Annotated in this window: 21 protein-coding genes; 11 read left to right on the top strand and 10 right to left on the bottom strand. The window is 70.6% G+C overall.

Features of this window, described 5'->3' with window-relative positions; genetic code table 11:
• The first annotated feature begins 88 nt into the window (after nucleotides 1-88).
• Nucleotides 89-1,108 carry a hypothetical protein gene (locus tag P0R35_RS15945; RefSeq protein WP_284014756.1) on the top strand — a complete coding sequence of 340 codons (1,020 nt, stop codon included), beginning with the start codon at nucleotides 89-91 and terminating at the stop codon, nucleotides 1,106-1,108.
• Between the two features lie 113 nt (nucleotides 1,109-1,221).
• Here P0R35_RS15945 and P0R35_RS15940 read toward each other — a convergent pair whose 3' ends face one another.
• The gene (locus tag P0R35_RS15940; protein WP_284014755.1) at nucleotides 1,222-1,965 is read right to left on the bottom strand and encodes an IclR family transcriptional regulator; all 744 of its coding nucleotides are present in this window, start codon (nucleotides 1,963-1,965) and stop codon (nucleotides 1,222-1,224) included.
• A gap of 342 nt (nucleotides 1,966-2,307) precedes the next feature.
• Between P0R35_RS15940 and P0R35_RS15935 the strand changes: the two genes are divergently transcribed.
• From P0R35_RS15935 to P0R35_RS15895, 9 genes are read left to right on the top strand one after another with little or no spacing between them, the layout of a single operon-like run.
• The gene (locus P0R35_RS15935) at nucleotides 2,308-3,645 is read left to right on the top strand and encodes an extracellular solute-binding protein (protein WP_321170467.1); all 1,338 of its coding nucleotides are present in this window, start codon (nucleotides 2,308-2,310) and stop codon (nucleotides 3,643-3,645) included.
• Nucleotides 3,646-3,656: 11 nt separating this feature from the next.
• Nucleotides 3,657-4,673, top strand: coding sequence for a carbohydrate ABC transporter permease (locus P0R35_RS15930; protein WP_284014754.1), 1,017 nt, complete (start codon nucleotides 3,657-3,659; stop codon nucleotides 4,671-4,673).
• Nucleotides 4,666-5,589 carry a carbohydrate ABC transporter permease gene (locus P0R35_RS15925; protein ID WP_284014753.1) on the top strand — a complete coding sequence of 308 codons (924 nt, stop codon included), beginning with the start codon at nucleotides 4,666-4,668 and terminating at the stop codon, nucleotides 5,587-5,589. The genes P0R35_RS15930 and P0R35_RS15925 overlap by 8 nt, the downstream gene beginning before the upstream one ends.
• Nucleotides 5,590-5,596: 7 nt before the next feature.
• Nucleotides 5,597-6,727, top strand: coding sequence for an ABC transporter ATP-binding protein (locus tag P0R35_RS15920; protein WP_284014752.1), 1,131 nt, complete (start codon nucleotides 5,597-5,599; stop codon nucleotides 6,725-6,727).
• Complete coding sequence (gene dgoD, locus P0R35_RS15915) at nucleotides 6,724-7,875, top strand: galactonate dehydratase (protein WP_284014751.1); 1,152 nt, start codon at nucleotides 6,724-6,726, stop codon at nucleotides 7,873-7,875. The genes P0R35_RS15920 and dgoD overlap by 4 nt, the downstream gene beginning before the upstream one ends.
• Nucleotides 7,869-8,726 (top strand): SDR family NAD(P)-dependent oxidoreductase, encoded by an 858-nt coding sequence (locus P0R35_RS15910; RefSeq protein WP_284014750.1) that lies wholly within the window; start codon nucleotides 7,869-7,871, stop codon nucleotides 8,724-8,726. Before dgoD ends, P0R35_RS15910 begins: the two co-directional genes overlap by 7 nt.
• Nucleotides 8,723-10,612: an alpha-galactosidase gene (locus P0R35_RS15905; protein ID WP_284014749.1), complete on the top strand. Its 1,890-nt coding sequence runs from the start codon at nucleotides 8,723-8,725 to the stop codon at nucleotides 10,610-10,612. Before P0R35_RS15910 ends, P0R35_RS15905 begins: the two co-directional genes overlap by 4 nt.
• Nucleotides 10,609-10,791, top strand: coding sequence for a hypothetical protein (locus tag P0R35_RS15900; protein WP_284014748.1), 183 nt, complete (start codon nucleotides 10,609-10,611; stop codon nucleotides 10,789-10,791). Before P0R35_RS15905 ends, P0R35_RS15900 begins: the two co-directional genes overlap by 4 nt.
• Nucleotides 10,788-12,845 carry a beta-galactosidase gene (locus tag P0R35_RS15895; protein ID WP_284014747.1) on the top strand — a complete coding sequence of 686 codons (2,058 nt, stop codon included), beginning with the start codon at nucleotides 10,788-10,790 and terminating at the stop codon, nucleotides 12,843-12,845. The genes P0R35_RS15900 and P0R35_RS15895 overlap by 4 nt, the downstream gene beginning before the upstream one ends.
• 114 nt (nucleotides 12,846-12,959) lie before the next feature.
• Here P0R35_RS15895 and P0R35_RS15890 read toward each other — a convergent pair whose 3' ends face one another.
• The 5 genes from P0R35_RS15890 to P0R35_RS15870 form a co-directional block, all read right to left on the bottom strand.
• Complete coding sequence (locus P0R35_RS15890; RefSeq protein ID WP_284014891.1) at nucleotides 12,960-14,246, bottom strand: MFS transporter; 1,287 nt, start codon at nucleotides 14,244-14,246, stop codon at nucleotides 12,960-12,962.
• Nucleotides 14,247-14,381: 135 nt separating this feature from the next.
• Nucleotides 14,382-16,586, bottom strand: a complete 2,205-nt coding sequence (locus P0R35_RS15885) for a type B DNA-directed DNA polymerase (protein WP_284014746.1) — start codon at nucleotides 16,584-16,586, stop codon at nucleotides 14,382-14,384.
• A 3-nt stretch (nucleotides 16,587-16,589) separates the two neighbouring features.
• Nucleotides 16,590-16,895 (bottom strand): DUF8156 family protein, encoded by a 306-nt coding sequence (locus tag P0R35_RS15880; RefSeq protein WP_284014890.1) that lies wholly within the window; start codon nucleotides 16,893-16,895, stop codon nucleotides 16,590-16,592.
• A 2-nt stretch (nucleotides 16,896-16,897) separates the two neighbouring features.
• The gene (locus tag P0R35_RS15875) at nucleotides 16,898-17,641 is read right to left on the bottom strand and encodes a P-loop NTPase family protein (RefSeq protein ID WP_284014745.1); all 744 of its coding nucleotides are present in this window, start codon (nucleotides 17,639-17,641) and stop codon (nucleotides 16,898-16,900) included.
• Between the two features lie 344 nt (nucleotides 17,642-17,985).
• Complete coding sequence (locus P0R35_RS15870; protein ID WP_284014744.1) at nucleotides 17,986-18,507, bottom strand: CNNM domain-containing protein; 522 nt, start codon at nucleotides 18,505-18,507, stop codon at nucleotides 17,986-17,988.
• 68 nt (nucleotides 18,508-18,575) lie between these two features.
• Here P0R35_RS15870 and P0R35_RS15865 point away from each other — a divergent pair, with 68 nt between their 5' ends.
• Complete coding sequence (locus P0R35_RS15865; RefSeq protein WP_284014743.1) at nucleotides 18,576-19,856, top strand: cation:proton antiporter; 1,281 nt, start codon at nucleotides 18,576-18,578, stop codon at nucleotides 19,854-19,856.
• Between the two features lie 41 nt (nucleotides 19,857-19,897).
• Here the strand turns inward: P0R35_RS15865 and P0R35_RS15860 are convergent, their stop codons facing one another.
• From P0R35_RS15860 to P0R35_RS15845, 4 genes are all read right to left on the bottom strand, one after another.
• The gene (locus P0R35_RS15860; RefSeq protein ID WP_284014742.1) at nucleotides 19,898-21,034 is read right to left on the bottom strand and encodes a site-2 protease family protein; all 1,137 of its coding nucleotides are present in this window, start codon (nucleotides 21,032-21,034) and stop codon (nucleotides 19,898-19,900) included.
• Nucleotides 21,035-21,116: 82 nt separating this feature from the next.
• Nucleotides 21,117-23,516, bottom strand: a complete 2,400-nt coding sequence (locus P0R35_RS15855; protein ID WP_284014741.1) for a DUF2309 domain-containing protein — start codon at nucleotides 23,514-23,516, stop codon at nucleotides 21,117-21,119.
• Nucleotides 23,506-25,002 carry a proton-conducting transporter transmembrane domain-containing protein gene (locus P0R35_RS15850; protein ID WP_284014740.1) on the bottom strand — a complete coding sequence of 499 codons (1,497 nt, stop codon included), beginning with the start codon at nucleotides 25,000-25,002 and terminating at the stop codon, nucleotides 23,506-23,508. Before P0R35_RS15850 ends, P0R35_RS15855 begins: the two co-directional genes overlap by 11 nt.
• Before the next feature lie 333 nt (nucleotides 25,003-25,335).
• Nucleotides 25,336-25,821 (bottom strand): Lrp/AsnC family transcriptional regulator, encoded by a 486-nt coding sequence (locus P0R35_RS15845; protein ID WP_284014739.1) that lies wholly within the window; start codon nucleotides 25,819-25,821, stop codon nucleotides 25,336-25,338.
• Nucleotides 25,822-25,841 lie beyond the last annotated feature (20 nt).

Here is a 25,841-nt window from a genome sequence, read left to right as displayed (position 1 = left end):
GCCGTCGCGTTCGGGGCACCCGACGCCGCCACCACGACGATAGCCGGTGACCGTACAGTGAAGCGTGTCCCGGTCGTGGGTCGGGAGGATGACGCCCCGCCGGGTCGCGCTCGTGGTGATCGCGCTCGCTATCGCCGTGCCGCCCGTCGCCGCACACGTCCCGAGCGATCCGGGAAACAACGACAGCCCGCGGTTCGCGGTCACGGTCACCGACGCCGCCAAGTCGTGGTCGTACTACGACGAGATCGAGGACGGACGGGCCCAGTACTACCGCGTGACGGTCGACGCGGGCGAACGGCTCGTTGTCAGCGCGTTCACGCCACGCAGCGACGAGTTCACGCCCTCACTGGTCGTGATGGCGCCCGGACTCGAGGGGCGCGACGCCCCGGCCGGTGTCACGGTGCCCGACGGGATGGGGACGATCGTCGTCGAAGGCGAGCGCCCGGCGTCGCCCGGGTACGAGCCGTTCGCGCCGTCGGCGAACTACGAAACCGCCGCGTTCGAGCGGAGCACCGACGAACGAACGACGTACCTCGTCGCGCTGTACGAACCGGAGGTCCGCAACGGCGCCGCCGGCGTCGCGATCGGCTACCGCGAGTCGTTCACGCCGACGGAGTACGCCACGGTCCCGTTCAGCCTCGTCGAGAACCGCCTGTGGGAGGGGCAGTCGCCGGCGCTCGCCGTCGGTCCGTTCGCGCTGGCGCTCGTCGCGGGCGCCGGCCTGTTTCGCCGGCAGGTGGAGTCGCGGCCATGGACGGTAGCGACGGTCCTCGTCGCTGCAGGGGGGCTGTTGCTTCTCGCGACCGGGGTGAACACGCTCGTCCAGACCGGCGTCGTGCTCGCGGCCACCGGCCCGACCGCCGGCGCGCTCGTCACCGCGGTGTACGTCGCCGTGCCGGCGACCTGTGGGGCGTGGGCGCTTCGGGTCGCCGCCCGGACGCCCCGTACTATCGCCGCACGGACGCGGGTCGGCCTCGCCGTCGCGGGACTGGCGGCACTCGTCACGTGGGCGGGCTTCCTCGTCGGCCCGGCGCTGCTCGTCGCGGTCGCGGTCGCGCCCGACCGGCTCCTCGCGTGGCAGCCGTCGGCCGAGCGGGTCGTTCCCTGAGTCGGTCCGGGGAGTCCCCCGGAAACCACCGTGTCCGCGACCGCACACCGTGCCACGTTCATCTAGAATAAACAGATCCGCAGCTGTCCGTTCCGTTCACTTCTCCCGAACGCTCACCGATCCAGCGCCAGTCCGGCCTGCTTCGCCGTGCTCAACACCAGCCCGGGGAGGTCCTCCTCGAGGCGCTTGCCCGAGAACCGTTCGTGTGGTCCCTGCACGCCGAGCGCGCCCACGACCGTCCCGTCGGCGGTGATCGGCGCGGCCACGCCCCGCATGTCCGAGATCAGCTCCCCGCGGTCGAACGCGAGGCCGCGGTCCTCGACGGATCCGAGCTCGTCGCGCAGCGAACGGCTGGCGTCGAGGGTGCGGTCCGTCGGCGTCGCGTCGGTCGCCTCGGCGTAGCGGTCGATCTCCTCGGCCGAGCGGTACGCGAGCACCACCTTCCCCGGTGCCGTCGTGTGGAGCGGGACGCGACTGCCGGGTCGCAGCCGGTAGTGGTTGCGGTCCGAGCGACGGACGTCGACGTACACGGCCTCGTCGTCCTCCGCGACGACGAGGACGGTCGACTCCCCGGTCGTCTCGGCGAGGTCGGTGACGTACTCGCGGGCGGTCCGGTACAACGGGAGGCGGTCCCGAACGGCCATCCCCGTGTCGAGGAGCGCCAGTCCGAGGCGGTACCGGCCGTCGGTCGACCGCACGACGCCGAGGCGTTCGAGCGTCCGCAAGTGGTTGTGGACGGTGCCCTTCGACACCTCCAACTCGCGAGCCAACTCCGTCACGCCGGCGTCGTCCACGTCCACTAGGGCCTCGACGACCCTCGCGGTGGTGTGGCTCGCGCCGACGGGGTACTCGCTCATGGTCCGTGTGTGGCCCGCCGGTATATAAATCGTTCACCGAAGCCGAACAGTTCGCGTCGATTGTGAACGTTCATGAAGGTCGGGCCGCACGGGGCATACCTTACGGAACCGGTCTGTTCGAGGTGTGTAGCGGGGTATCCCGCCGATCGATCGGCCACTTTCACGTTCAGCCATCCTAAACGGCTTGCTTAAGAAGGGCCGATCGTGAATATCTAATTTGGGACGTAGAAGCGATGTAGTTGCCGTAGAGTATCGACTCACCACAACAAATAAATAGGAATAGTAGACACATGGTGAGTACGACCTATGCGAAAGCCTACCAACAAAACTGGGCGGCGACGCGTGCTGAAGGGAGCAGGGCTGGCGGGCCTCGCGGGCCTGGCCGGCTGTGTCGGAACGGGCGACCCCGCGCAGTCGGACGGCGGCGGGACGAGCGAGTCCGGCGGGGATTCGAGCGGCGGCAGCACGAGCACCACGAGCGGCCCGGCGATGGCGCAGTCGGCCGAGGTGTGGGGCTGGGACGTCGCGGCGAAGTCGCTCGACCTGATCGACGAGCCCTACGAGGAGGAACACGGCGGCGACATCACGATCACGCAGATCGGTCGCGCCGACATGAAAGACAAGTTCAAGTCGACGCTCCTGTCGGGCTCGGGCGCTCCGGGTGCGGCGATGATGGAGAGCGTCGACGCCGCCTCGTGGGTCGACACCGGCGGGCTGCGCGACATCTCCGACTGGCTCGCGGAGGCCGGCATCAAAGACGAGTTCGTCTCCGGGAAGTGGGGCCCCCTCGAGAAGGACGGCGGGACGTACGCCCTCCCGTGGGACATCGGCCCGGTCGGGACGTTCTACCGCCGCGACGTGATGGCGGAGCACGACATCGACCCCACGAGCGTCGAGACGTGGGACCAGTACATCGAGGAGGGGAAGAAGCTCCCCGACGGTCAGTACCTCCTCAACCTGCCGTCCAACGACTACGACGGCCTGTGGCGGATGATGTTCCGCCAGCTGGGCGGCCAGCCGTTCACCAGCAACGGCGCGGTGAACATCAACTCCGACAAGAGCCTGCAGGTGGCGCGCATCCTCAAGCGGCTGCGCGACTCGGGCGTCGCGAACGACCTCGCCTCGTGGTCGTCGGCGTGGTTCACCGCCTTCGGCGAGGGGACCACCGCCAGCCTGACCGCCGGCGCGTGGATCGAGGGCACGCTGAAGGCCGAACTCGGCGACACGGCCGGCAAGTGGGGCGCCATCAAGCCGCCGGCCATCGAGTCGGGCGGCTCGCGCGCAACCAACTGGGGCGGCTCCAACGTCACCATCGCGAAGCAGGTCGACGACCAGACCGCGCGTCGCGCGTGGGACTACATGGCCTACACGCTGGGCAGCAAGGAGCACCAGCTCACCATGTACGAGGAGTACGGGATCTTCCCGGCGCTGGAGTCCGCCTACGAGTCCGACGCGTTCGACCAGGGCAGCGAGTTCCTCGACGGGCAAGAGGCGGGCCGCATGTTCGCCGAGGTCGCCCCGGAGATCGCGCCGTACCGCTACACGGTCGACACGCCGGAGGTCACGAAGGCGATCAACACGCACTTCCGTGACATGATGACCGGGAACAAGACCCCCAAGGAAGCGATCGACGCGGCGGCCAAGCAGGTCGCCGACCGGACTGGTCGCGACCTCGCCTGAGCACCACCCGCATGGCCGCACCAACTTCCAACGAGCCGCTGTCGGACCCGACCGTTCGGGACCGGGCTCGGTTCTTTCGACAGGCCCTGAGCCGTCGGCTTCCCGGCCTCGGGGAGAGCGGCGTCGGCTACGTGTTCCTGCTGCCGACGTTCCTGCTGTTCACGCTGTTCCTCGGCTTCCCGATCCTCTACACGTTCTACCTCTCGTTCTTCCGGTTCGAGGGGGTGAGCGACGAGACGCTGCTGTGGATCGACCTGCCCGGGTTCGAGTTCCAGTTGACCCGCATCGCGGAACTGGAGTTCGTCGGGCTGCAGAACTACACGGCGATGTTCACCGACACGCTGTTCCTGCAGGCGTCGTTCAACACGCTGTTCATCCTGCTGGTGCAGGTGCCGCTGATGGTGGGGCTGGCGCTGCTGTTCGCGGTGGCGCTCAACGCCTCGTTCGTCAAGTTCCGCGGCGTGTTCCGCACGGTGCTCGCGTTACCCGTGTCGGCGAACCTCGTCGCCTACTCGACGGTGTTCCTCCTGTTGATGCAGGAGTCCGGGCTGGTGAACTACCTGCTCACGAGCGTCGGCCTGCCGGCGATCCCGTGGCTCAGTAGCTCCTTCTGGTCGCGCATGACCATCGTCGGGGCCGTCACGTGGCGCTGGACCGGCTACAACATGATCATCCTGCTGGCGGGCCTGCAGAACATCCCCCAGCAGCTGTACGAGGCCGCCGAGATCGACGGCGCGAGCCGGATCGAGAAGTTCCGGTACGTCACCGTGCCGCAGCTGCGACCGGTGCTGCTGTTCGTGTTCGTCACCTCGACGATCGGGACGTTCAAGCTGTTCAGCGAGCCCGTGATCATCAACAGCGGCGGCGCGCCGCTGGACTCGACGATCACCATCGTGCAGTACATCTACCAGACGGCGTTCATCGACTTCCGGCTGGGCTACGCGAGCGCGCTGACGTACGTGCTCATCTTCGTGGTCAGCCTGTTGTCGGCCGCCCAACTGCGTATCGGGGGGTCCGCCGATGCGTGAGGAGACCCGCCGCGAGGCGGTGTGGCAGTTCCTCACCTACGCGTTCGTCCTGCTTGGCGCCGTCGTGACGATGGTGCCGCTGTACTGGATCGCCGTCGCGTCGACGCTGAAGGAGTCGGAGTTCCTCTCGTCGACGTCGCCGCGCCTGCTGCCGGGCGACAGCTTCCTCGCGAACTTCGAGTCGCTGCAGGCCCGCCAGAACGTCCAGTTCGTCGGCCACCCCGGCGAGATGACCCAGTACATCGACCTGGGTCCGTTCTACTTCGCGTACGACTTCTGGCACCTGTGGGACATGGGCGCGATGGAGAGCAGTATCTTCGTCGCGGTCGTGTACACGGCGCTGTCGCTGCTGCTGTGTTCGATGGCGGGGTTCGCGTTCGCGAAGTACGAGTTCCGCTTCAAGAAGCCGATCTTCTACGCCATCCTCGCGACGCTGATCTTACCCATCCAGCTGCTCGTCATCCCGCTGTTCCTCCTCATGAGCCAACTCGGGCTGACGAACAACTACTGGGCGATCATCCTCCCGTGGGCGGCGAACCCGCTGGGCATCTTCCTGATGCGCCAGAACATGCGGTCGATCCCCGACGCCCTGTTGGAGTCGGCCCGCATGGACGGCGCCACGGAGTTCCAGCTGTACTACAAGATCGCGCTGCCGACGATGAAGTCGTCGTTGGCGGCGCTGGCGATCATCCTGTTCCTGTTCCAGTGGAACCTGTTCCTGTTCCCGCTGGTCATCCTCGACCAGGGGAAGTACACGATCCCGGTCGCCATCAACCAACTCGTCGGCGCACAGCGCGTCTACTACGACCAGATCATGGTCGCCGCGGCCCTGTCGGTGATCCCGGTGTTCCTGCTGTTCCTGTTCCTCCAGAAACAGTTCGTCAGCGGGATCCTCGCGGGCGCCGTCAAGGAGTGAATTCACTATGTCAGGTATCACACTACAGACCGTTCGAAAGGAGTTCGAGACCGGCGACGAACACGTCGTCGCGGTCGACGACGTCGACTTGGAGATCCGCGACGGGGAGTTCCTCGTGCTGGTGGGCCCCTCCGGGTGCGGCAAGACGACCACCCTGCGGTGTATCGCCGGCCTCGAGGACGTGACCGACGGAACGATCGCCTTCGGCGACGACGACGTCACCGACCTGCGGGCGCGCGAGCGTGACGTGGCGATGGTGTTCCAGAACTACGCGCTGTACCCGCACATGAACGTGCGCGAGAACATCGGCATGGGGCTGAAGCTGTCCTCGTCGATGACGAGCGCCGAGATCGACGCCAAGGTGCAGGACGTCGCCGAGCTGCTGGGCATCGAGGACCTCCTCGGGCAGAAGCCCAAGGAGCTGTCCGGCGGCCAACAGCAGCGCGTCGCGCTCGGGCGGGCCATCGTCCGCGACCCCGCGGCGTTCCTCATGGACGAGCCGCTGTCGAACCTCGACGCGAAGCTGCGCGCACAGATGCGGACGGAGCTACAGACGCTCCAACACGATCTGGACGTGACGACGGTGTACGTCACCCACGACCAGACGGAGGCGATGGCGATGGGCGACCGCATCGCGATCATGAACGGCGGGGAACTCCAGCAGGTGGGGACCGCCGAGGAGGTGTACCGCAGCCCGGTCAACGAGTTCGTCGCCGACTTCATCGGCTCGCCGAGCATCAACACGTTCGACGCGACCGTCGAGGGCGCGACGCTCCACGGTCCGGGCGGCTTCGAGTACACGCTCTCGGACCCCTCGCCCGTCGAGGGCCGCGACCGCGTCCGCGTCGGCATCCGCCCGGAGGACATGACGCTCGTCGACGACGGCGTCGCCATCGACACCACCGTGCTCGAGCCGATGGGCAACGAGAACTTCCTGTACGCCACGATGGGCGACCAGGAGCTGACGCTCCGCGTCGTGCCGAGCGCGCGCCCCTCGCCGGGCGACACCGTCGAGTTCGCCTTCGACGAGGACGCGCTGTACCTGTTCGACGCGAATTCCGGCGCGGCGCTGAAGACGAAGACCGACGCCGGCGCGCCGCTGGTAGAGGAGCCCGAGGAGCCGGAGGTGGCGGAGTGACGAGGATCGTCGACTACGACCTGTACCAGGTGCCCCCGCGGTGGCTGTTCTTGCGCATCGAGACCAGCGACGGCCGCGTCGGCTGGGGCGAGCCGGTCGTCGAGGGCCGCGCGCGGACCGTCCGCACGGCCGTCGAGGAACTGCTCGACACGTACCTGCTCGGCGAGGACCCGACGCCGATCGAGGACCACTGGCAGACGATGTACCGCGGCGGCTTCTACCGCGGCGGGCCGGTGTTGATGTCGGCGATCGCCGGCATCGACCAGGCGCTGTGGGACCTCAAGGGGAAGCAGTTCGGCGCCCCGGTGTACGAACTGCTGGGCGGCCGGGCGCGCGACCGCGTCCGGGTGTACCAGTGGGTCGGCGGCGACCGCCCGGAGGGCGTCGCGCAGGCGGCCGCCGAGAAGGTCGATCAGGGCTTTTCGGCGCTGAAGATGAACGCGACGCCGGAGCTTCGCCGGATCGACTCGCCGGCGTCGATCGACGCCGCCCGCGAGCGGCTGGCGGCCGTCCGCGAGACGGTCGGCCCGGAGGTCGACATCGGCGTCGACTTCCACGGGCGCGTCTCCAAGCCGATGGCCAAGCGGCTCGCGAAGGCGCTGGAGCCGTACGAGCCGATGTTCGTCGAGGAGCCGGTGCTCCCCGAGCACAACGACGAACTCCCCGGCATCGCCGCCCACACGACCGTCCCCATCGCGACCGGCGAGCGGATGTACAGCCGGTGGGACTTCAAGGAGGTCTTCGAGAACGGCGCCGTCGACGTGATCCAGCCCGACCTGTCCCACGCCGGCGGGATCACCGAGGTGAAAAAGATCGCCGCGATGGCCGAGGCGTACGACGTGGCGATGGCCCCGCACTGCCCGCTGGGCCCGATCGCGTTGGCCTCCTGCGTGCAGGTCGACGCCTGCTCGCCGAACGTCCTCATCCAAGAGCAGAGCCTCGACATCCACTACAACGAGACGAGCGACGTGCTCGACTACCTCGCGGACCCGTCCGTGTTCGAGTTCGACGACGGCTTCGTCGAACTGCCCGACGGCCCCGGCCTCGGCATCGAGATCGACGAGGAGCACGTCCGGGACATGGAAGGCGACGTCGACTGGCACAACCCCGTGTGGCGCCACGAGGACGGGAGCGTGGCCGAATGGTGAGCGAGCGCGCCGCCGTGGAGACGGACGCCGCCGCCGTCGGCGACCGCTTCGCCGGGCAGGTGGCGGTCGTCACCGGGTCGACGCGGGGCATCGGCGCCGGCGTCGCCCGACGCCTCGCGGCCGAGGGCGCGCAGGTGATCGTCACCGGCCGCAGCGCCGACGCCGGCGAGGCGACCGTCGCGGACATCGAGGCCGCGGGCGGCGTCGCCACGTTCGTCCGCGCGGACATGCGCGACCCCGACGACATCGCGGCGCTGTTCGACGCGACCGTCGAGGCGTTCGGCGGCGTGGACGTGCTCGTCAACAACGCGGGCGTGGAGACGAACACGGCCGTCGACGAGGCGACGATGGACGACTGGGCGTTCGTCCTCGAGACGGACTTCCGGTCGTTCTGGCTGTGCGCCAAGGCGGCGGCCGAGCGCATGGACGGGGGCGCGATCGTCAACATGTCCTCGAACCACGCGTTCTGCACGATGCCCGCGATGTTCCCGTACAACGCGGTGAAGGCCGGCATCAACGGCATGACGCGCGCGATGGCGCTGGACCTGGGGCCGGACGTCCGCGTCAACACGGTCAACCCCGGCTGGGTCGCCATCGAGCGGACCACCGAGGACATGGACCCCGAGTACCGCGCCCACCTCGAGTCGATCCACCCGGTCGGCCGCCTCGGCACGCCGGCCGACGTCGCCGCCGCGGTCGCGTTCCTCGCGAGCGACGAGGCCGGCTTCGTCACCGGCGCGAACCTCCTCGTCGACGGCGGCCGCACCGCTGTCATGCAGGACGACACCCTGCCCGACTACCGCGCCCGTCGCCGCGACGGAGAGGGCCGCCGCGGGGAGGACGGGGAGTGACCGAGCGCGCGAGCGCCGGCGCCACCGCGGTGGCGTACGACCCGGCGGCCGACGCGCTCTCCGTCGTCACGGGCGGAACCACGCTCTGTTCGGGGTCGGTGTCGGCGACGACGACCGCCGGCGAGCCCCTCCCGACGACGGTGTCGCTGGCGGCCGCCGACGACGCCGTCGACGTGACCGTCACCGTCGTCAACGACGGCGACGAGCCGGTCGCGCTGGGCGACATCGCGGTGATCGACGAAGCCGACACCGCCTTCGCCGCCGGCGACCGCCTGTACGAACACGGCTACCAGTCGTGGACGCCGACGGCGACGACGCGCCTCGACGAGCCGTTCCGGCCGGAGGCGCCCGCGGCGGTGCCGCAGATGACCGACGTGGCCGCGCCCGACGACGCGCGCACGAGCCACGCGGTGACGGCGCTCTCCGGCGACGCCGGGACGGTGACGCTGGGCTTCCTCGACCACGAGACGTACTTGACGCGCTTCGACGTCGGCGTCGACCCGGTGACGCTCACCGCCGTCTGCCCCGGCGACGGGGTGTCGCTCGCGCCGGGCGAGCGCCGGCAGGCGGCGCGGCTGCGCGTGGACGCGACCCGGCCGGTCGACGCGGCGCTGGCGGCCCTCGCCGACGCCGTCGGCGAGCGGCTGGACGCCCGCGTGCCCGCGTCGGCGCCGACCGGCTGGTGTTCGTGGTACCACTACTTCACCGACGTCACGGCCGACGACGTGCGCGACAACGTCGCCGCGCTCGACGAGTGGGGCGTCCCGCTCGACGTGGTCCAGATCGACGACGGCTACGAGACGGCGTTCGGCGACTGGCGCACGCTCGCGGCCGGCTTCGACGACATGCGGGCGTTGCGCGACGACATCGCCGCGGCCGGCCACACCGCCGGCCTCTGGCTGGCGCCGTTCTACGTGCAGGCCGACTCGCGGTTGGCCGCCGAGCACCCGGAGTGGCTGCTCGCCGACGCCGACGGCGACCCGGTCGACGCCGGCGCCCGCCACGGGCCGATGTACGGCCTCGACGTCACCCACCCCGGGGCGACCGCGTGGCTCCGCGAGACGTTCCGCACCGTCGTCGACGAGTGGGGCATCGACTACCTGAAGCTCGACTTCCTGTACGCCGCCGCGTTGCCCGGGGAGCGCCACGCGGACGTCACCCGCGCGCAGGCGTATCGGCACGGGCTGGCGACGATCCGCGAGGCCGTCGGCGACACGTTCGTGCTCGGCTGCGGCGCGCCGGGGTTCCCCAGCGTCGGCCTCGTCGACGCGATGCGCGTCGGCCCCGACACGGCGCCGTACTGGCGCCGCGAGGAGGAGGCCGCCAGCGAACCCGCCCACGAGAACGCCGTCCGAAACGTCCTCAACCGGCAGTTCTGCCACCGGCGCCTGTGGCTGAACGACCCCGACTGCCAACTCGTCCGCACGACGACCGACCTCACCGACGCCGAGCGGCGGTCGTTCGCCGCGCTCGTCGCGTTGACGGGCGGGACGAACGTCCTCAGCGACAAGATCGCCGAGATCGACGACGCGGGGCGCGACCTGTTCGAGCGGACGCTCCCCCCGGTCGGGGCGGGCGAGGTCGTCGGCGTCGGCGACCGGGAGTTCCCCGAGCGGGTCGTCTGCCGCCGGCCGGCCGACGGCGCCGTCGCCGTCGCGGCGTTCAACTGGCGCGACGAGGCGGCGACCGTGCGGGTGGACCCCAGCGACCACCTCGACGCCGCGGAGACGGTCGCCGTCGACGTGTTCGGCGAGGACGGGCTCCACGACGGGGCGGTCGAGCGCGTGGTTCGGCCCCACGGCGTGGTGCTCGTCCACGCCGCGCCGGCGACCGACGCCCCCGACTGGTCGGCGCGCGCCACCTCGCGAACGCCGCGGCGCAGGTGACGGCGGTCGAACGCGCCGACGACATCCTCTCGATCACCCTCGAGTCGGACGCGCCGATGGAGTTGACGCTCGCGGTGCCGGACCGACTGACGACGAACGCCGGCGAGCGCACGAGCGACCGCACGGTCCGCGTCACCGCGACGCCCGGCGTGACGACGATCCCTTTCACCGACCAATGACCGACGACGTCACCGACGACGGACGCATCGCACACGAGCCGCACGACCCGCAGACGCCGCGCATCGGCGTCTGTTACTTCCCGGAGCACTGGCCGCGCGAGCGGTGGGAGCGCGACGTGGAGCTGATGGTCGAGGCCGGCATCGAGGTCGTCCGCATGGCCGAGTTCTCGTGGGGACGCATCGAGCCGACCCGCGGCGAGTTCGACCTCGAGTGGCTCGACGAGGCGGTCGACCTGCTCGGCGAAGCCGGCATCGACGTGGTGCTGTGTACGCCGACGGCGACGCCGCCCAAGTGGCTCGTCGACGAGCGCCCCGAGATCCTCCAGGAGGAGGCCGACGGGACCACCCGCGCGTTCGGGAGCCGCCGCCACTACTGCTTCAACTCCGACGCCTACCGCGAGGAGACCGAGCGCGTCGTCGAGCGGCTGGCCGCCCGCTACGCGGACGACCCGCACGTCGTCGGCTGGCAGACCGACAACGAGTACGGCTGTCACCGGACGATCCGGTGTTACTGCGACGACTGCGCGGCGGCGTTCCGCGAGTGGTGTCGCGACCGCTACGACGACGTCGAGACGCTCAACGAGACGTGGGGCACGACGTTCTGGAGCCAGCAACACGCCGACTTCGCGGAGATCGACCCGCCGCGGCACACGGCCGCCGAACACCACCCCTCGCGACTGCTGGACTTCGGCCGCTTCGCCAGCGACAGCGCGGTCGACTACAACCGGCTCCAGACGGACGTCCTCCGCGAGGCGAACCCCGACTGGTTCGTCACCCACAACTTCATGGGCAACTTCCCGACGCTGGACGCGTTCGACGTGACCGAGTCGCTGGAGTTCGCCACGTGGGACTCGTACCCGACCGGGTTCGCACAGGACCGCCGGCTGGGCGAGGCGACGCCCGAGCGGCTCCGCGCGGGCGACCCCGACCAGGTGAGCCTCAACCACGACCTCTACCGGACGCCCGCGGGCTTCTGGGTGATGGAGCAGCAGCCGGGCGACATCAACTGGCCGCCGTACGCCCCCCAGCCCGGCGAGGGCGCGATGCGGCTGTGGGCCCACCAGGCCGTCGCCCACGGCGCCAACACCGTCTCGTACTTCCGGTGGCGGCGCTGCCGGCAGGGTCAAGAGCAGTACCACGCGGGCCTGCTCCGCCACGACGGCACGCCCGACCGCGGGTTCGAGGACGCCAGCGCGGCCGCCGCGGAGCTGGCCGACCTCGACCTCGCGGGCGTCGACACACCCGTGGCGCTGGCGTTCAGCTACGACGACCTGTGGGCGCTCTCCGAGCAGCCCCACTCCCCGGAGTTCGACTACTGGCAGCTCGTCGGCCGCTTCTACCGGGCGTTGCGCGCCCGCGGCGTGCAGGTGGACGTCGTCCGCCCCGAGGCCGACCTCTCGTCGTACGCGGCCGTCGTCGCGCCGACGCTCCACCTCGCCGACGAGGCGCTGGCCGACCACGTCGCGTCGTACGTCCGCGAGGGGGGACAGCTCCTCCTCGGCCCGCGCACCGGGTACAAACTCCCCGGCAACCGGCTCCAGCCGGAGTTGGCTCCCGGGCCGTTCACGTCGCTCGTCGGCGGACACGTCGACCAACACGAGTCGCCGCCGGACGCCATCGAGACGGCGCTCGACTACGACGGCGACCGCTACGCCTTCGACACGTGGGGCGAGTGGCTCGTCGCCGACGAGGCGACCGTCGCGGGCCGCCACGAAACCGGGACGGCGGCGGGCCGTCCCGCGGTGTTGGACCACGCGGTCGGCGACGGCGCGGTGACGTACTGCGGCGTCCAGCCGGGCGCCGACCTCGCGGACGCGCTCGCGGTCGACCTCCTCGAGCGCGCCCACGTCGCCCACACGGAGCGGCTTCCGGCGACGGTCCGCGTCGCCGAGCGCGACGGGCTGACGTGGGTGTTGAACTTCGGCGCCGACGCGGTGGCCGTCGACGCGCCGGGCGACGCCGACTGGGTCGTCGGCGACGCGTCGGTGCCCGCGTACGGCGTCGGCGTCGTCGCCGCCCCGGCCGCGAGCCTCGGCCTCGACGCCGGCGAGTGAGGCGGCGGACGACGAGGTGCCGTCGCTCGGTGTCGCCTTCTCGCGGCCGTGAGTCGCCCGTCTTCCGTGGCGACGACGCGACGTGCCGCGAGCGACGCGCGAGGCCGTCCTCGTTCAGTCGTCCGACGGCGCGGGCGACCCGGTCTCGGGCGTCGGTTCCGACACCTGCGTGAGGATCAGCCCAAGCCCGACGACGCCGCCGGCGGCCGCGACGCCGAACGGCACCGCGAAGCCGTACGAGACGAGAAAGCCCGACATGAGGGTGCCGACGGCGACCCCGAGGCCGAACCCCATCGTCAACAGCGACAGGGTCGACCCGGAGGCGCCCTCCTTCGCCAGGTCCCCGGCGAGGGCGAGCGACGGCGCGAACACCGCCGCGACCGCGATCCCTTGGACGAACCGCGCGACGATCATCACGTACGAGTCGGTGACGAACCCCTGCACGAGCGTCGACGGGACGAGCAGGACGAACCCGCCGATGAGGAACGGCCGGCGACCGTACCGGTCGCTGAGCCGGCCCAGCGGGAGCTGGAAGAACACGTTCGCGAGCACGGTCGCGCCGAACTGCACCGAGTAGAGGAAGCTCCCCTGGTCGAGCCGGGCGTTGATCACGTTCGCCAGCGGGGCGTAGATCGCGATCGACAGCGCCATCACGATCGTCGCGACCCCCAGCGCGAACACCGGGTCGAGCCCGCCGTCCTCGCCGCGCACCCGGATCGAGATGTCCTTGCCCGCCGACTCGGAACTGCGCTCGGGGTCGCTGATGAGCACCGTGATCAGCCCGAAGCTGATCGCCGCGCCGACGACGGCCACGAGGAACGCCGCGTCGAAGCCGGTGACGTCGACGCCGGCGAGCACGTACGGCCCGCCCGCGATGACGACGCCGGCGATGATCGGCCCGACGCCGAAGCCGACCAGGCGGAACGTGTTGAACAGGCCGAAGTTGCCGCCGCGTTCGCCCTGTTCGGAGAGTTCGTTCACGAGCGCGACCGTGATCGGGATGGAGAACGCCGCGCCGATCCCTTGGAGCCCGCGCATCGCGAGCACGAGGTAGTAGTCGGTGAAGACGAGGTAGCCCGCGCTCCCGGTCGCGACGAGCGCGAGGCCGACGAGGAGGAACACCTTCCGTCGCCCGGTGCGGTCGGACACCGACCCCGTGATCGGCTGGCTCAGGCTGTTGAGAAAGCCGAACAGCGAGAGGACGATCGCGATCAGCAGTTCGACCGTGACGTCGATCCCGAACCCACCCACCGCGATCGTCGACCCGGTGACCGCCGGCATTCGCACCGCCTGACTGCCGATGTACAGCGGGAGGACGACCACGAGGAACGAGTTCGCGAGGGCGCTCACCATCCGTGCGATGGCGAGCGAGAGGATCTTGGCGTCGAGTTGGGACCGGATCGCCATTCACCACTTTCGACGGCCGCTCGCCCTATCAACTCCGGGGAGGCGGAAGTTCAGGGGTCCCGGGCGTCCGCGGTGCGGCGACTCCGACCGACGCCGGCGGGCCCCGACCCGTCCCGGTTCGGACGTCGCTCAGTACGTCGAGAGCCGTGCGTCTCTCGTCCCGGAGAGCCACCGGCGGATCCGCTCGCGGTCCCACCCCAGCGGCGACAGCACGCTCTCCGCGGCCCTGATCGCCTGCCTGCGGTACCACGCGGTGTCGTAGCCCCGCAGCGGCTCGTGGCGCAGTCGAACGCGACCGACCCCGCGCGCGTCGTCGTCGACGACGAGGTACCGCACGCGCTGGCCGGGTTCGAGGGCGCAGTCCTTCCACGCCGCCCGCTTCAGCGCGGCCACCGTCACCGTCTCGTGGCGGTACTGCTCGGCCCGCTTCGACACGCGCTGTTCGATCAGCAGGTCGGACGGGTCGACCGCCCCGTCGTCCAACCGCCCCAGCCACGTCGCGAGTTCGCCACACACCGCCTCAGCGTCGTGAGTCCGATCGAGCGTTCGAATCAGCGCGGCCTGCAAGCGCGCGACCCACGCCGGCGTGTCGTCCTGACGCGACTCGATCCCGCGCGTCTTCACCGCGTCGCCGAGCCCGTCGTCCGGGTACGGCTCGCCGCGTCGCCGTCCGAAGTAGCGCGTCAACGCGCCGCCGTCGCCGCCGCGGCGGGGACAGAACGCCACCCAGTCGAACGCGGCCTCGTACTCCAACTCGATCCGCGTCGACGCGCTCACCTCGCCGGCGATGGCGTCCAGCGGGCGGCGTTCGGCGTCGGCGACGTCCGGCGCGGGCGTCACCCAGATCGAGTCGACGATCCCGTGGAGCACGCGCCAGCCGCCCGCTTCGAGCGCGGCCTTCGCGTCCAGCAGGAGCTCCCGGGCGATGGCGTTGATCGACTCGTGGCACTCGATACGGCCGAACTTCGCGTTCGAGAACCCTTGGTAGCCGAAACACGACACGAGGATCCACTTGATCGCCGACGAGCGCGCCTCCAACGTCTCGATCTCGTCCGGGTCGTCGGACGCCCGGATCCGGCGTTTGATCTCGCTGCGCCCGTCGATGAGCGGCCCCAACACGTCGGGCAGGTAGCCGTCGCGTTCGCAGATCGAATACCCCACGTTCGGAACGCGGTCGTTGTCACAACAGCCGCACCGCACCGTCTCGGGGGAGACGTTGTACTCGCGGATGACGTTCGGGTACATCGACGCGAAGTCGAGTTCGTGTACGTCCTCGTGAACGCCCACCTCGGGGGCCAGCGTCGTGCCGCCGCGGTCGGCGGTGTCGAGCGTCGTCGCCGAGCGGAAGAACTCCGGCCGCCACGCCCGCCACGGGACGAGCACGCCCCGCGAGCGCGCCTCGCGGATCTGCATCGCCGTGAGCACGCGGCCGATCGACGCCCACCCCAACTCCTGGAGCGGCAGGCCGGCGCGGTCGACGAGGTCGAGACAGCCGTCGAGCCCCGCCTCGTCGTAGAAGAACGTGTTCGAGCGGTCGATGATCGCCCGGCCGGGGACCGCGTACCGCGCCGGCGAGTGGCCCACCTGCCCGTAACTCGTGTACGTCGAGGCCGACGCGAGCTGTGTGTACCCCGGCTCGCGGCCGAGCGCGAACGACTCGATCCCGTGGTCGGCGGCCGCCTCGAACAGCAGCGGGACGACCCGCGCGGTGTCGACGACGAGGACGTCGGGGTCGACCGCCGCGAGTCGCTCGGCGACCGCCTCGACCGCGGCCCGTGGCGTCGCTCCGGCCGGCTCGCCGTCGATCGTCAGGTCGGCCAGCGCGGCCGCGTCGGAGCCGTGGGCGGGGAGGCCGAGTCGCATCGTCCGCAGGTCGCGGACGGCGGTGTCGGGCGCGGGGTCGGTCCCGGTCTCCAGCGTGTAGCGCAACTGCCGGGTGAGGTCGACGTTGTAGCAGGTGTGCGCGTCGGCGTCGCCGAACTGGTGGACGCGACGGGCGACCGCGCGCACGTCCTCGATGCGCCGACAGTCGACGCGGAGGACCGGCCGCGCGTCCGACCGGAACGTCTGGCGCCACACGTCGACCGACAGGTCCGCGACCGCGTCGTGGCCCTCGAAGAACGCGCGCACGTCGGCGAGCGCGTCGGTAAGCGCACCGCGCTTGGGGAGCCGTGCCCGCGGCGTTGGGCCGCCGTGTTCCCCGTACAGCTCCGCGACGGGCGCGCCGACGTACATCGTCGGTCGGTAGTCGTCGACGCGGGTGCGCTCGACGCCGTCGCTCGTGAGCCGCCACTCGGTGACCGCGGTGTCGTCGTAGTCGATCGTGAGGACCATCGGCTATCGCTCGTCCGGTGCCGGTGATTCGACAGCCGCCGAGTCGTCCTCGAGCTGTGCCTCCAACAGCTCGACCCGTGCCTCGAGCTCGTCGATGCGGTCCTCCTGTTCGAGGTCGATGCTCACCAACACCGGCGCGAGGCGGTCGGGGTGGTTCAGGTTGCTCGCGGCGTCGGCGTGCTCGCGGGCGTAGGCGAACAGGCGGTCGAAGAGTGGCTGGTGGCGCCGGCGCAGCGCCCGCCGGAAGTCGCCCCACTCGTCTTCCATCCGCGAGAGGACGTCCCGGAACGTCGGGTTCGTCCGCCCCACGCTCACCACCCCTCCGGCGTCGCCGGCGCGGCGGGTGTCGACGGCCGCCGTGCCGTGTCCCCGGCGGTGTCGACCGGCGCGTCGACGGCGCGGGCGCGGTGGTCGAGGATCTCCCGCCAGAACGCGAGGGTCGTCTGCATCCACCCGTCGCCGGTGTGGTACACGAGCGTCTCGTCGTCGCCCCCCTCGGCGTCGAAGCGCGGGCCGAACCGGGTCGCCCGGCAGGTGTACGTCTCGTGAGCGGCGGCCGCCAGCGGCTCGCTCAACGCGTCGTCACGGTGGCGCGTCAGCACGACCGGCACCTCCCGCTCGCGAGCGACCCCGGCGAGCGTCGCGAGGCGCCCGACGAGCAACTCCCGTGCCTGCTCGCGTGGGACGTCGTCCTCGCGGTACAGCCGGTCCATCGCCGGCGCGACGACGAGCGCGGGCGGGTCGCCGTCGACGGCCGCGTCGGAGACGACCCGCGGAAGCCGGTCGAGCAGCGACGCGTGCTGGTAGGCGGTGAACCCCCGCGCGGTCGCGATCCGGTCGAGGTAGCGGCGGTGCGGTGCGAGCTGCAGGAGCGTCCGCGTCCGCACGTGTCCCCCGGCGTCGACCCAGAACGCGCGGCCGGACTCGTGGAGCAGCCGGTCGAGGACGACCGCACACAGCGGTTCGACCCCGAGCGACGAGTCGACGTCCAGCAGCGTCACGCCCGGGTCGAGCGTCGGGAGTTCGACGCCGTCGTGTCCGCAGTGGCCGTTCATACACGGACGAACGGGCGGGGACGGTATAGCCGCCAGCCGTCCATGCGGAGTGAAAGTGGCGCCGGCCGGCGCGACGGCACCGGAACGCGCCTGTGTGGGCGGTGTCGGCCCGCTCGGCGGCGCCCCGGCCCTCCGGCGATTTAAGTGGTCGGCGTCGAGTCGGCGGTGAAAGTGGTCGCGATACGCGGACGGCGACGCTCCCGGTCGCCGCCCCGGTCGGCCGGCACGACGGCGACCGACGGGCACCCGATACCGTCGTCCACCGTACCGGCGACGGTCCGGAGCGGCGGCCGCGAGAGCCGACGTGCCCATCGACGGGTGGAACTCGCTCCGGGCGCCCGGGTTCAGTCCTCGGTGTACGGTACCTCGATGTCCTGCTCGCCGCCGATGTACGCGGCGATCCGCCGAGTCACGAAGTCGAACAGGGCGACAAGCGGGTACAGGAGGGTCTCGACGATCGCGATCGGGCGAGCGACGACCTCGGACCACTCCTTGGCGCGACTCAGCCCGTACGACTTGGGCACGATCTCGCCGAAGATCAGGATCACGAAACTGGCGGCGAGCGTCGCGACCGTCACGCCCGTCCCGTCGGGGAGGTAGTTCGTCACCAACACCGTGGTGAGACTGGCTATCGCGACGTTGACGACGTTGTTCCCGACGAGGATCGTCACCAACAGCCGATGGGGGTCGTCCAGGAGGTCGCGGAGCGCCTCCCCGTCGGAATCGCCGCTGTTGGCCAGCTCGGTGACCCACTCCTCGGAGAGGGTGAAGATGGCCGTCTCGCTGCTCGAGAAGAACGCGCTCAGTCCCACCAACACGACGATCGCCACGACACTCAAGAGGGTCGGCGAGCGAAGTAGTTCCATCACGTCTGTTACCGAGGTACGGGGCCACAGAAGCGATCCGATCCTCGGGAGCCCGTGATCTCCGCGCTGTGCTGACGATATCGACTCCCTCACTCGCCGCCGGCGCCACGATCGCGGCATTCCTCGGACTGTTGCTCGTCGTCGCCCGCGTGCTCGGGTCGCTGACCGAGCGGCTCGGGCTCACCAGAGTCGTCGGCGAGCTCGCCACCGGGTTCGTCCTCGGACCGTCCGTGCTCGGGCGACTGTCGCCGTCGGTGACCGACTGGTTCGCACCGGCCGTGGCGTCGCCGCTCTTGGCCGAGATCTCGCTGTTGGGGCTGGTGTTGCTCCTCGCGCTGGCCGGCCTCGAGACGGACGTCGCGGTGATCCGACCGTACGCACGCGACGTCGCGGCGATCGGCTCCGTCGGGCTCGTCGTGCCGTTCGTGCTCGGGGTCGGGTTCGGGGTCGTCGTCCCGGCCGCCCTGTTGACGGAGACGGCGACGCGGCCGGTGTTCGCCCTGTTCTTGGGAACGTCGCTGTGCATCTCCGCGATCCCGGTGGTCGTGCGGATCCTCCTCGAGTTGGGCGTGTACGACAGCTCGCTCGGCCAGCGGACGGTCGCGACGGCGATGTTCACCGACGTCGTCGGGTGGATCCTGCTCGGCGTCGTCGTCGGGATCGCCCGGGCGGGTCGGCTCGACGCCGGCGCGCTCGCGACCGTGCTGCTCGTGCTCGCGGCGTTCCTCCTCGGAGCGGTGGTCGTCGGCCAGCGCGTCGTCGACGGCGTCCTCGACCGCCTGTCCGACGACGCCGTCGGCGGCCACCTCCTCGTCGTCGTCGCCGCGGCGGTCGGCGGCAGCGCCCTCGCGCACGCCGTCGGGGTCGAGCCGGCGCTCGGCGCGTTCGTCGCGGGGGTGTTGTTCGCCCGGGCGGGCGGGATCCCGGAGCGCGCACGGACCGTCTTCGAGCGGACGACGCTTCGGGTGTTCGCCCCGGTGTTCTTCGGCGTCGCGGGGCTGGAAGCGGACCTCGGCCTCCTGACGGACCCGACCGTCGCCGTCGTCGGGGCCGCGACGCTCGCCATCGCGACCGTCGGCAAAGTCGGCGGGGTGTATCTGGCGGCGGCCGCGCTCGGCTACGACCGCACGGAGGCGACCGCGATGGGGATCGGCTTGAACGCCCGCGGGGCCATCGAGATCGTCATCGCGACCGTCGGGCTCGACCTCGGGATCTTGAGTCCGCGGATGTACACGGTGGTGCTGCTCGTGGCCGTGGCCACCTCCGCGATGACGCCGCCGTTGCTTCGTCGAGTGCTCGGGGACGTCCGGGGCGGTGCGGCCGTCGGTCGACCGCCCGACCCGTCCTGACGGCCGTCCTCGGGCGGAGGCTCACCTACGCTGCCGCCGGCTTACACCGACGCCGAACGGAACCCGCGGCGGATCGTGATGGCGCTCGCGTAGTCGCTCTCCGAGAGCACGCCGACGAGCCGTCCGTCGTCCTCGACGAGCGCGCGGGTCGTGCCGCCGGCGCTGAGCTGTGCGAGGGTGTCGAACGCGTCCGCGTCGGCGTCGATGCGCGACAGCTCCTGTGCGACCTCCGACAGCGTGACCGTGGCGCGGTCGCGCCCCTCGACGCGTTTGAACGACTCCAGCGTGACGACGCCCAGCGGGGCCCCGTCGTCGTCGACGACGAGGTGGACCGGCTGGCGGTCGCTGAGGAGTTGCCGGCCGAACGCCTCGACGGTGGTGTCGCCGGAGACGGTGGGCGGGTCGCGGGTCATGATGTCGCCGACGGAGATCCCGTCGAGGAGTTCGTCGAGCAGGACCGTCCGCGACTCCGTCGTCGCGGCGCTGTAGATGAACCACGCCAGCAGGACGAGGATGATCTGGAAGGTGAAGACGCCGACGATGCCGAACAGGAACGCGAACACGACGCCGACGCGGGCGGCCAGTCTGGTGGCGGTGCCGTACGGCCGGGTCCGGGCCAACAGCGCCCGGAACACGCGGCCGCCGTCCATCGGGAACGCCGGGAGCAGATTGAACACGGTGAGGACGACGTTCGTGATCGCCAGATAGCCGAGCAGGAACCGCGGCACCGCGAGCGACGCGGGCGTGAGCACCATCCCGACGTAGCAGACGACCCCGAGGAGGACGCTCACGGCGGGGCCGGCGACGGCGATCCACAGCTCGCGGTTCCACTCCTTGGGCAACGTCTTCAGCGACGCCAGTCCGCCGAGGATCCACAGCGTGATCGACTCGATCTCGATGCCGTACCGCATCGCCGCCCACGAGTGGCCGAGCTCGTGGAGCAGCACACTGACGAACAGACCGACCGCCGCGACGACCCCGATCGTCCACGGGGTCGTCCCGGCGCGCAGCGTCGCGAGGTCGAAGCCGACGCCGCTGAAGCCGGCGAGCAGCCCCGCGTACAGTTCGATCTGTTGGCCGCTTCCGATCAGGTACGCGAGGATCGGGAGAAAGACGAGTAAGGACGTGTTGATCCGGATCGGGATGCCCCAGATCCGAGCGACGGTGTAGCCTCGCATCGGGCCCCTTTCACGGCTCCCGTACTTAAACCGCCGCTTCCCGGACCGACGCCCGGGCGGTCGATCCGACGGCCCGACGAGGTCAGTCGTCGGCCACGGCGGGGTCCGGCGTCTCGACGCGCGCGGCGGCCGGTTCGAACGCCGGGGTCCACTCGAGACCGCCGTCGTAGCGGAAGGCGCGGTTGTCCTCGGTCGGGTCGACGACCGTCAGGGAGAGCCACTCGTTGTCCAGCAGTTGGGCCAACGCCTCGTGCGCGGTCAACACGTCGGTGACCCGGTCGACGGGCGCGTGGACGACCGTCGAGAGGCGAAGCGGCTGGTGGTACGGCTCGTCGTCGGCGGCCAGCAGCGACTGGAGGGGGAGCCCGGTCATCAGGTCCCCGCCGTTGCCCTGGTAGACGCCGATGTTCCCGACGGGGTTGTGGGTCACCTTCGAGCCGCTGCCGTAGACGGCGTTGTCGACCGTCGAGAAGTAGTACTGGCTGTTGATCCACTGCGTGACGACCATCGGGCCGGTGAGGATCGCCTCGAGGGCGTCGCCGTCGGGGTCGGTCGCCCAGTCGTACGAGTGGAGGAACGAGCGCCCGTCGAGGTCGAGTCCGCTCGTCAGGGCGCGTGGTCCGACGACGAACCCGGCGTTGCCGGCCAGCCCCCACTCGGGGCGGGTCTCGGCCCAGTCGGCCGCACGGCGCTGCGTCTCCCGGACGCCGCTGTCGGCGTCCGCGTCCATCGTCTCGGCGCGCTCGGCGGTCGCGGTCTCGCGGGCGGTCTCGAGGTCCGCCCGCAGGCGCGCGAGGTCCGCCGCGTGGCTCTCGGGGACGTCCCCGAACAGCTCCACCTCGTCGGTCGTCGTGTTGTGCTCGCCGGCGACGAACAGCGTGTCCTCGGGGATGTCGAACCCGCGGTCGCGGAGCGCCGTCCTGACGTCGTCGTCGTTACAGATCGCCGCGAGGACGCGCGCGCTCGGTCCGCCGGGGTTCCCGGCGCAGGCACCACAGTCCAGACTCGCCGCGTAGGGGTTGTTGGCGGTCTCGCTGGCGTGACCGGTGAACACCACGAGGCGGCCGAACGTCTCCCACCCCATGAGCTCGAAGGCGGTGGCCGCGTACTCCACCTTCTCGTCGTCGGTCAGTCCCACCGGCAGGTCGCCGGAGTAGGTGTGCTGGTGGTGGACCACCGGGTCGCAGAACTCCTCCTCGTCGGGCACCGACGCGCGGAGGGCGTCGACCCAGTCGTGGACGCGGCCGGGGACGAGCGTGCGGGCGGCGAGCGCGAGCCCGTAGCCGCTCCCCGCGCTCTCGACGAACCCGTAGGCCGTGGCCGCGTTGGCCTCCAGCGACTCGATGACCTCGTCGGCGGCCTCGCGGACGCTCCACCACCGGTCGTGGTTCGCCTTCGTCTCGGCGTCGGTCGGGAAGTCGGGGATCCGGTGTTGCGGGTCGAGGATCGGCGGACACGCCTTGACCCACACGTCCGAGTCGTACTCCTGGTACTCCATCGGGATCCCGAAGAATCCGGCGTAGCCGTAGGTCTCGTAGTCGCCGACCGCCTCGATGTGGCGGCGAATGACCTCCGACCGGGTGTCGATACAGAACACCAGTTGGGCGTCCGGGCGACCGCCCGCGTCCGCGTCCGCCATCGACGCGGCCTCGTCGGCGACCGCGCCGACGAGTTCGTCACGGTAGGTCGCTTCCCACGCCCGGAGGAACGCCCCGGCGAGTTCGTCGGCGGGGTCGGATTCGGGGGCGTCGCGGTCGGGGGTCAGATCGACGCCCAGCGCGTCCGCCAGCGCGAGGCGCACGGCGAGGTACCCCTCCAGGGAGACGGGGTACGTCGACTGCCACGAGCCACCCTCCTCGATACGCTGTTTGATCACCCCCGTCCACCCCGGGAGGGCGGCCAGCTGTGCCTCGAACACGGCGGGCCACTGGCCCTCCGGGTACGGCTCGAGCACGGTCGTGATCGTCTCGATCGGGCTCTCGGGCAACGCCGTGACGACACCCTCGTCCGGGATGGTGCCGTCGTGGCCGGCCATCCCGCGGAACGCCGCGTAAAAGCCCGCCTCCCGGTTCGGCATCGACCAGTGGGCGCTGCCCTCGTCGAGGAACGCCGACAGCCACTTGACGAGGATCCGGTCGACGCGGTCCGCCGGGGTGTCGGGGCCGCGCTCGGCCGCGGTCCGTGCCTCGGCGATCCGCGCGAGGTGTGCCTCGGGGTCGCCCTCGAAGCCGGCCTCCGCCAGCTCCGCCTCGAGGCGTTCGGGGTCGATCTGCCCCCGGTCGAGCGCCTTCCGGAACGTCTCCGCGGAGGGGTACCCGTGGCCACCAAGCAGGCCGGCGGCCCGCGAGACGGCCTCCTCGAACGGCAAGTCCTCGAACCCCGCGAGGGGGTTGGCCGTCACGAACGAGTGGATCGGCCACGTGGAGTTGACGCTGGTCGCTGCCGCCTCGATGCTGTCGTGGATGGTGGATTCAGTACTCATTGTACTCCTCGGCGGACGTCTGGAGGGTGGCTGCCGCGGGCTGGCTGGCGTTCAACAACAGTACGTACAGCCGCCGACTGCGCTCGTGCACCCCCGTCTCGATCGCGACGTAGATGCCGACGAAGCCGACCGCGATGGCCGCGTGGAGCACGGTGAGCTCGGTCGGCGCCGTGACCACGGGGAGCCCCGCGAGGAGCCCCGCCACCGCCTCGTAGACGACCGCGTACACCACGATCGCCGGGAAGAACACCAGCGGAACCGCGCCGTAGCGGGCCGTCGCCGACAGCGACGTGGTGTGGACCGCGCTGCGGGCCGCGTGGAGCGTCGTCAACACGACGAAGAAGGTGAGCAGCAGGCCGGCGTCGACCGCGGTCCCCTTCCCGGTCAGCGCCGCGAACAACACGCCGCCGCCCAGCCCGGTCAGCAGCATCGCCGCGAAGCCGACGGCGCTGGTCACGGGGCCGACCGTGTGGGGGGTCCCCTCGGCCGGCTCGGTGCGCTCGATCCGTCCCCCGGACGAGAGGAACTGGTAGGCCTTGTAGAACCCGTGCAGGATGAGGTGGGTGATGGCGGCGCCGAAGAACCCGAGCCCGGCCTGCATGATCATGAAGCCCATCTGGCCGACCGTCGAGCAGCCGAGTTTCCCTTTGACGTCCGTCTGCACCGACTTCAGGAGCTTCCCGGCGATGGCGCTGGCCCCGCCGACGGCGACCACCGCGAGCATGAGTCCGGGGTCGACGGTGACGACGGGCGCGAACCGGACCAACAGGATGCCGCCCGCGTTCACGAAGCCGGCGTGCATCAGCGCCGAGGCCGGGGTCGGCGCGGTCATCGACGAGAGCAGCCACCCGTGGAACGGGACGAGCGCCGACTGGACCATCGCCACGAGCACCAGCGACGCGGCCGCGAGGAGCCACACCGGCCCGCCGAGCGTCCCCGCCGCCGCCGCTATCCCCGAGATCGTCGTCGCTCCGGTCGCCCACCACAGCGCCGCCAACGACACGCCGAGCAGCGCGCCGCTGGCGAGGAAGTACCGCCGGGCGACCGACGCGGCCTCTTGTGCCTGTGTCCAGCCGTCGACGATCCCGATGAGCTTCGCCATCAGCAGACCCATCGCGAGCCACAACAGCCCGAACAGGACGACGCTGTCGGCGGCGACGAGTCCCATCACGACGAGGGTGAACCCGAACACCGTGGCGAAGAAGGCGGTCTGGTGGGCGCTGCCCGCCATGTAGCGCCGGGAGTAGCTGTGGACGATGCCGCTGAAGAAGGTGACGACCACCCACATCAGGACGGTCAGCCCGTCGACCGCGACGAGGCCGGGGATCTCCCACACGCCTTCGAACCGGACTCGGGCCGCGAGGGCGACGATGCTGGCAGCGAACAGTGACCACACGAGCCACGTCAGTGCGACCGGAACGGACGACGACGTCGTCGTCGTGTCCCAGAGCCCTCCGACCGTCGGTTTCGAGTTGTGTCCCGTCATCGTATGCTTCGATCGGCGCCAAGTACCGGGCCTCCGAGATCGACTCGGATTCCGATATTGGTCGTCTCTACGCGCTTCAGAGAACTGATTGTCTATTAAACCTTCCTGTATTCCCAAATCGTTCGCAAGAAGACAATCAAAGAACGTTATGGTTTCTGCGGCGGGCGGGACGCGTCCACGGGAGTTGCTCCTCACGGTGTACGCGCCGCAGGTGTGGAGGCCCTCACGGGCGGGCGATCAGACACGGGGAGCCGCGAAGACGGGACGATCCCGGATCGTTCCGGTTCTCTTCGGTCGGTTCCCGGATCGGTACTGGCTCGACCGGCTCGCCCCTCAGGACTCGTCGTCGTCGCGGTTTCTGGTGTCGAACTTCCCGAACGGCGTCGTCTCGTGGGCCCGGACCAGTACCTCGTCGGCGACGGTGAGCCCCATGTCGATGAGTTCCTGCGCGACGGGCGTGACGTCGTTGTCGGACTCGCCGACGGCCGTGACGAGGAGGTTCTTCTCGCCGGTCACCAGCTCCTGGACGGAGACGACGCCGTCGATCTCCAAGATGTCGTGGACGAGCCCCCCGCGCTCGGAGATCACGGCGGTACAGTACAGCAGCATCCGGAGCGGATACCCCGACTTCTGGTAGTCGACGTTGGCGCTGTACCCCTTGATCACCCCGTCGGACTCCAGCCGCTGGATCCGCTTGCGGACGGTGCTGTCGGAGGTACCGGTCCGTTCGGCGATGTCCCCGGACGACATGTTCCGAGCGTCCTCCTGCAGCGCGTACAGGATCGCCCTGTCGACGTCATCGATCTCGTCGTCGGTCATACGTCCGTCACCGCGGCGAG

Source organism: Halobaculum litoreum (genome assembly GCF_030127125.1).
GTDB lineage: Archaea > Halobacteriota > Halobacteria > Halobacteriales > Haloferacaceae > Halobaculum > Halobaculum litoreum.
Note: the sequence above shows the minus strand (reverse complement) of the source record. Positions and strands in the feature narration are given on the sequence as shown.

What these genes read in the sequence shown, in the direction of transcription:
- P0R35_RS15945 (WP_284014756.1), top strand. Translation starts at nt 89, where the DNA reads ATGACGCCCCGCCGGGTCGCGCTCGTGGTGATCGCGCTCGCTATCGCC.
- P0R35_RS15940 (WP_284014755.1), bottom strand. Translation starts at nt 1,965, where the DNA reads ATGAGCGAGTACCCCGTCGGCGCGAGCCACACCACCGCGAGGGTCGTC.
- P0R35_RS15930 (WP_284014754.1), top strand. Translation starts at nt 3,657, where the DNA reads ATGGCCGCACCAACTTCCAACGAGCCGCTGTCGGACCCGACCGTTCGG.
- P0R35_RS15925 (WP_284014753.1), top strand. Translation starts at nt 4,666, where the DNA reads ATGCGTGAGGAGACCCGCCGCGAGGCGGTGTGGCAGTTCCTCACCTAC.
- P0R35_RS15920 (WP_284014752.1), top strand. Translation starts at nt 5,597, where the DNA reads ATGTCAGGTATCACACTACAGACCGTTCGAAAGGAGTTCGAGACCGGC.
- P0R35_RS15910 (WP_284014750.1), top strand. Translation starts at nt 7,869, where the DNA reads ATGGTGAGCGAGCGCGCCGCCGTGGAGACGGACGCCGCCGCCGTCGGC.
- P0R35_RS15895 (WP_284014747.1), top strand. Translation starts at nt 10,788, where the DNA reads ATGACCGACGACGTCACCGACGACGGACGCATCGCACACGAGCCGCAC.
- P0R35_RS15885 (WP_284014746.1), bottom strand. Translation starts at nt 16,586, where the DNA reads ATGGTCCTCACGATCGACTACGACGACACCGCGGTCACCGAGTGGCGG.
- P0R35_RS15875 (WP_284014745.1), bottom strand. Translation starts at nt 17,641, where the DNA reads ATGAACGGCCACTGCGGACACGACGGCGTCGAACTCCCGACGCTCGAC.
- P0R35_RS15870 (WP_284014744.1), bottom strand. Translation starts at nt 18,507, where the DNA reads ATGGAACTACTTCGCTCGCCGACCCTCTTGAGTGTCGTGGCGATCGTC.
- P0R35_RS15860 (WP_284014742.1), bottom strand. Translation starts at nt 21,034, where the DNA reads ATGCGAGGCTACACCGTCGCTCGGATCTGGGGCATCCCGATCCGGATC.
- P0R35_RS15855 (WP_284014741.1), bottom strand. Translation starts at nt 23,516, where the DNA reads ATGAGTACTGAATCCACCATCCACGACAGCATCGAGGCGGCAGCGACC.
- P0R35_RS15850 (WP_284014740.1), bottom strand. Translation starts at nt 25,002, where the DNA reads ATGACGGGACACAACTCGAAACCGACGGTCGGAGGGCTCTGGGACACG.
- P0R35_RS15845 (WP_284014739.1), bottom strand. Translation starts at nt 25,821, where the DNA reads ATGACCGACGACGAGATCGATGACGTCGACAGGGCGATCCTGTACGCG.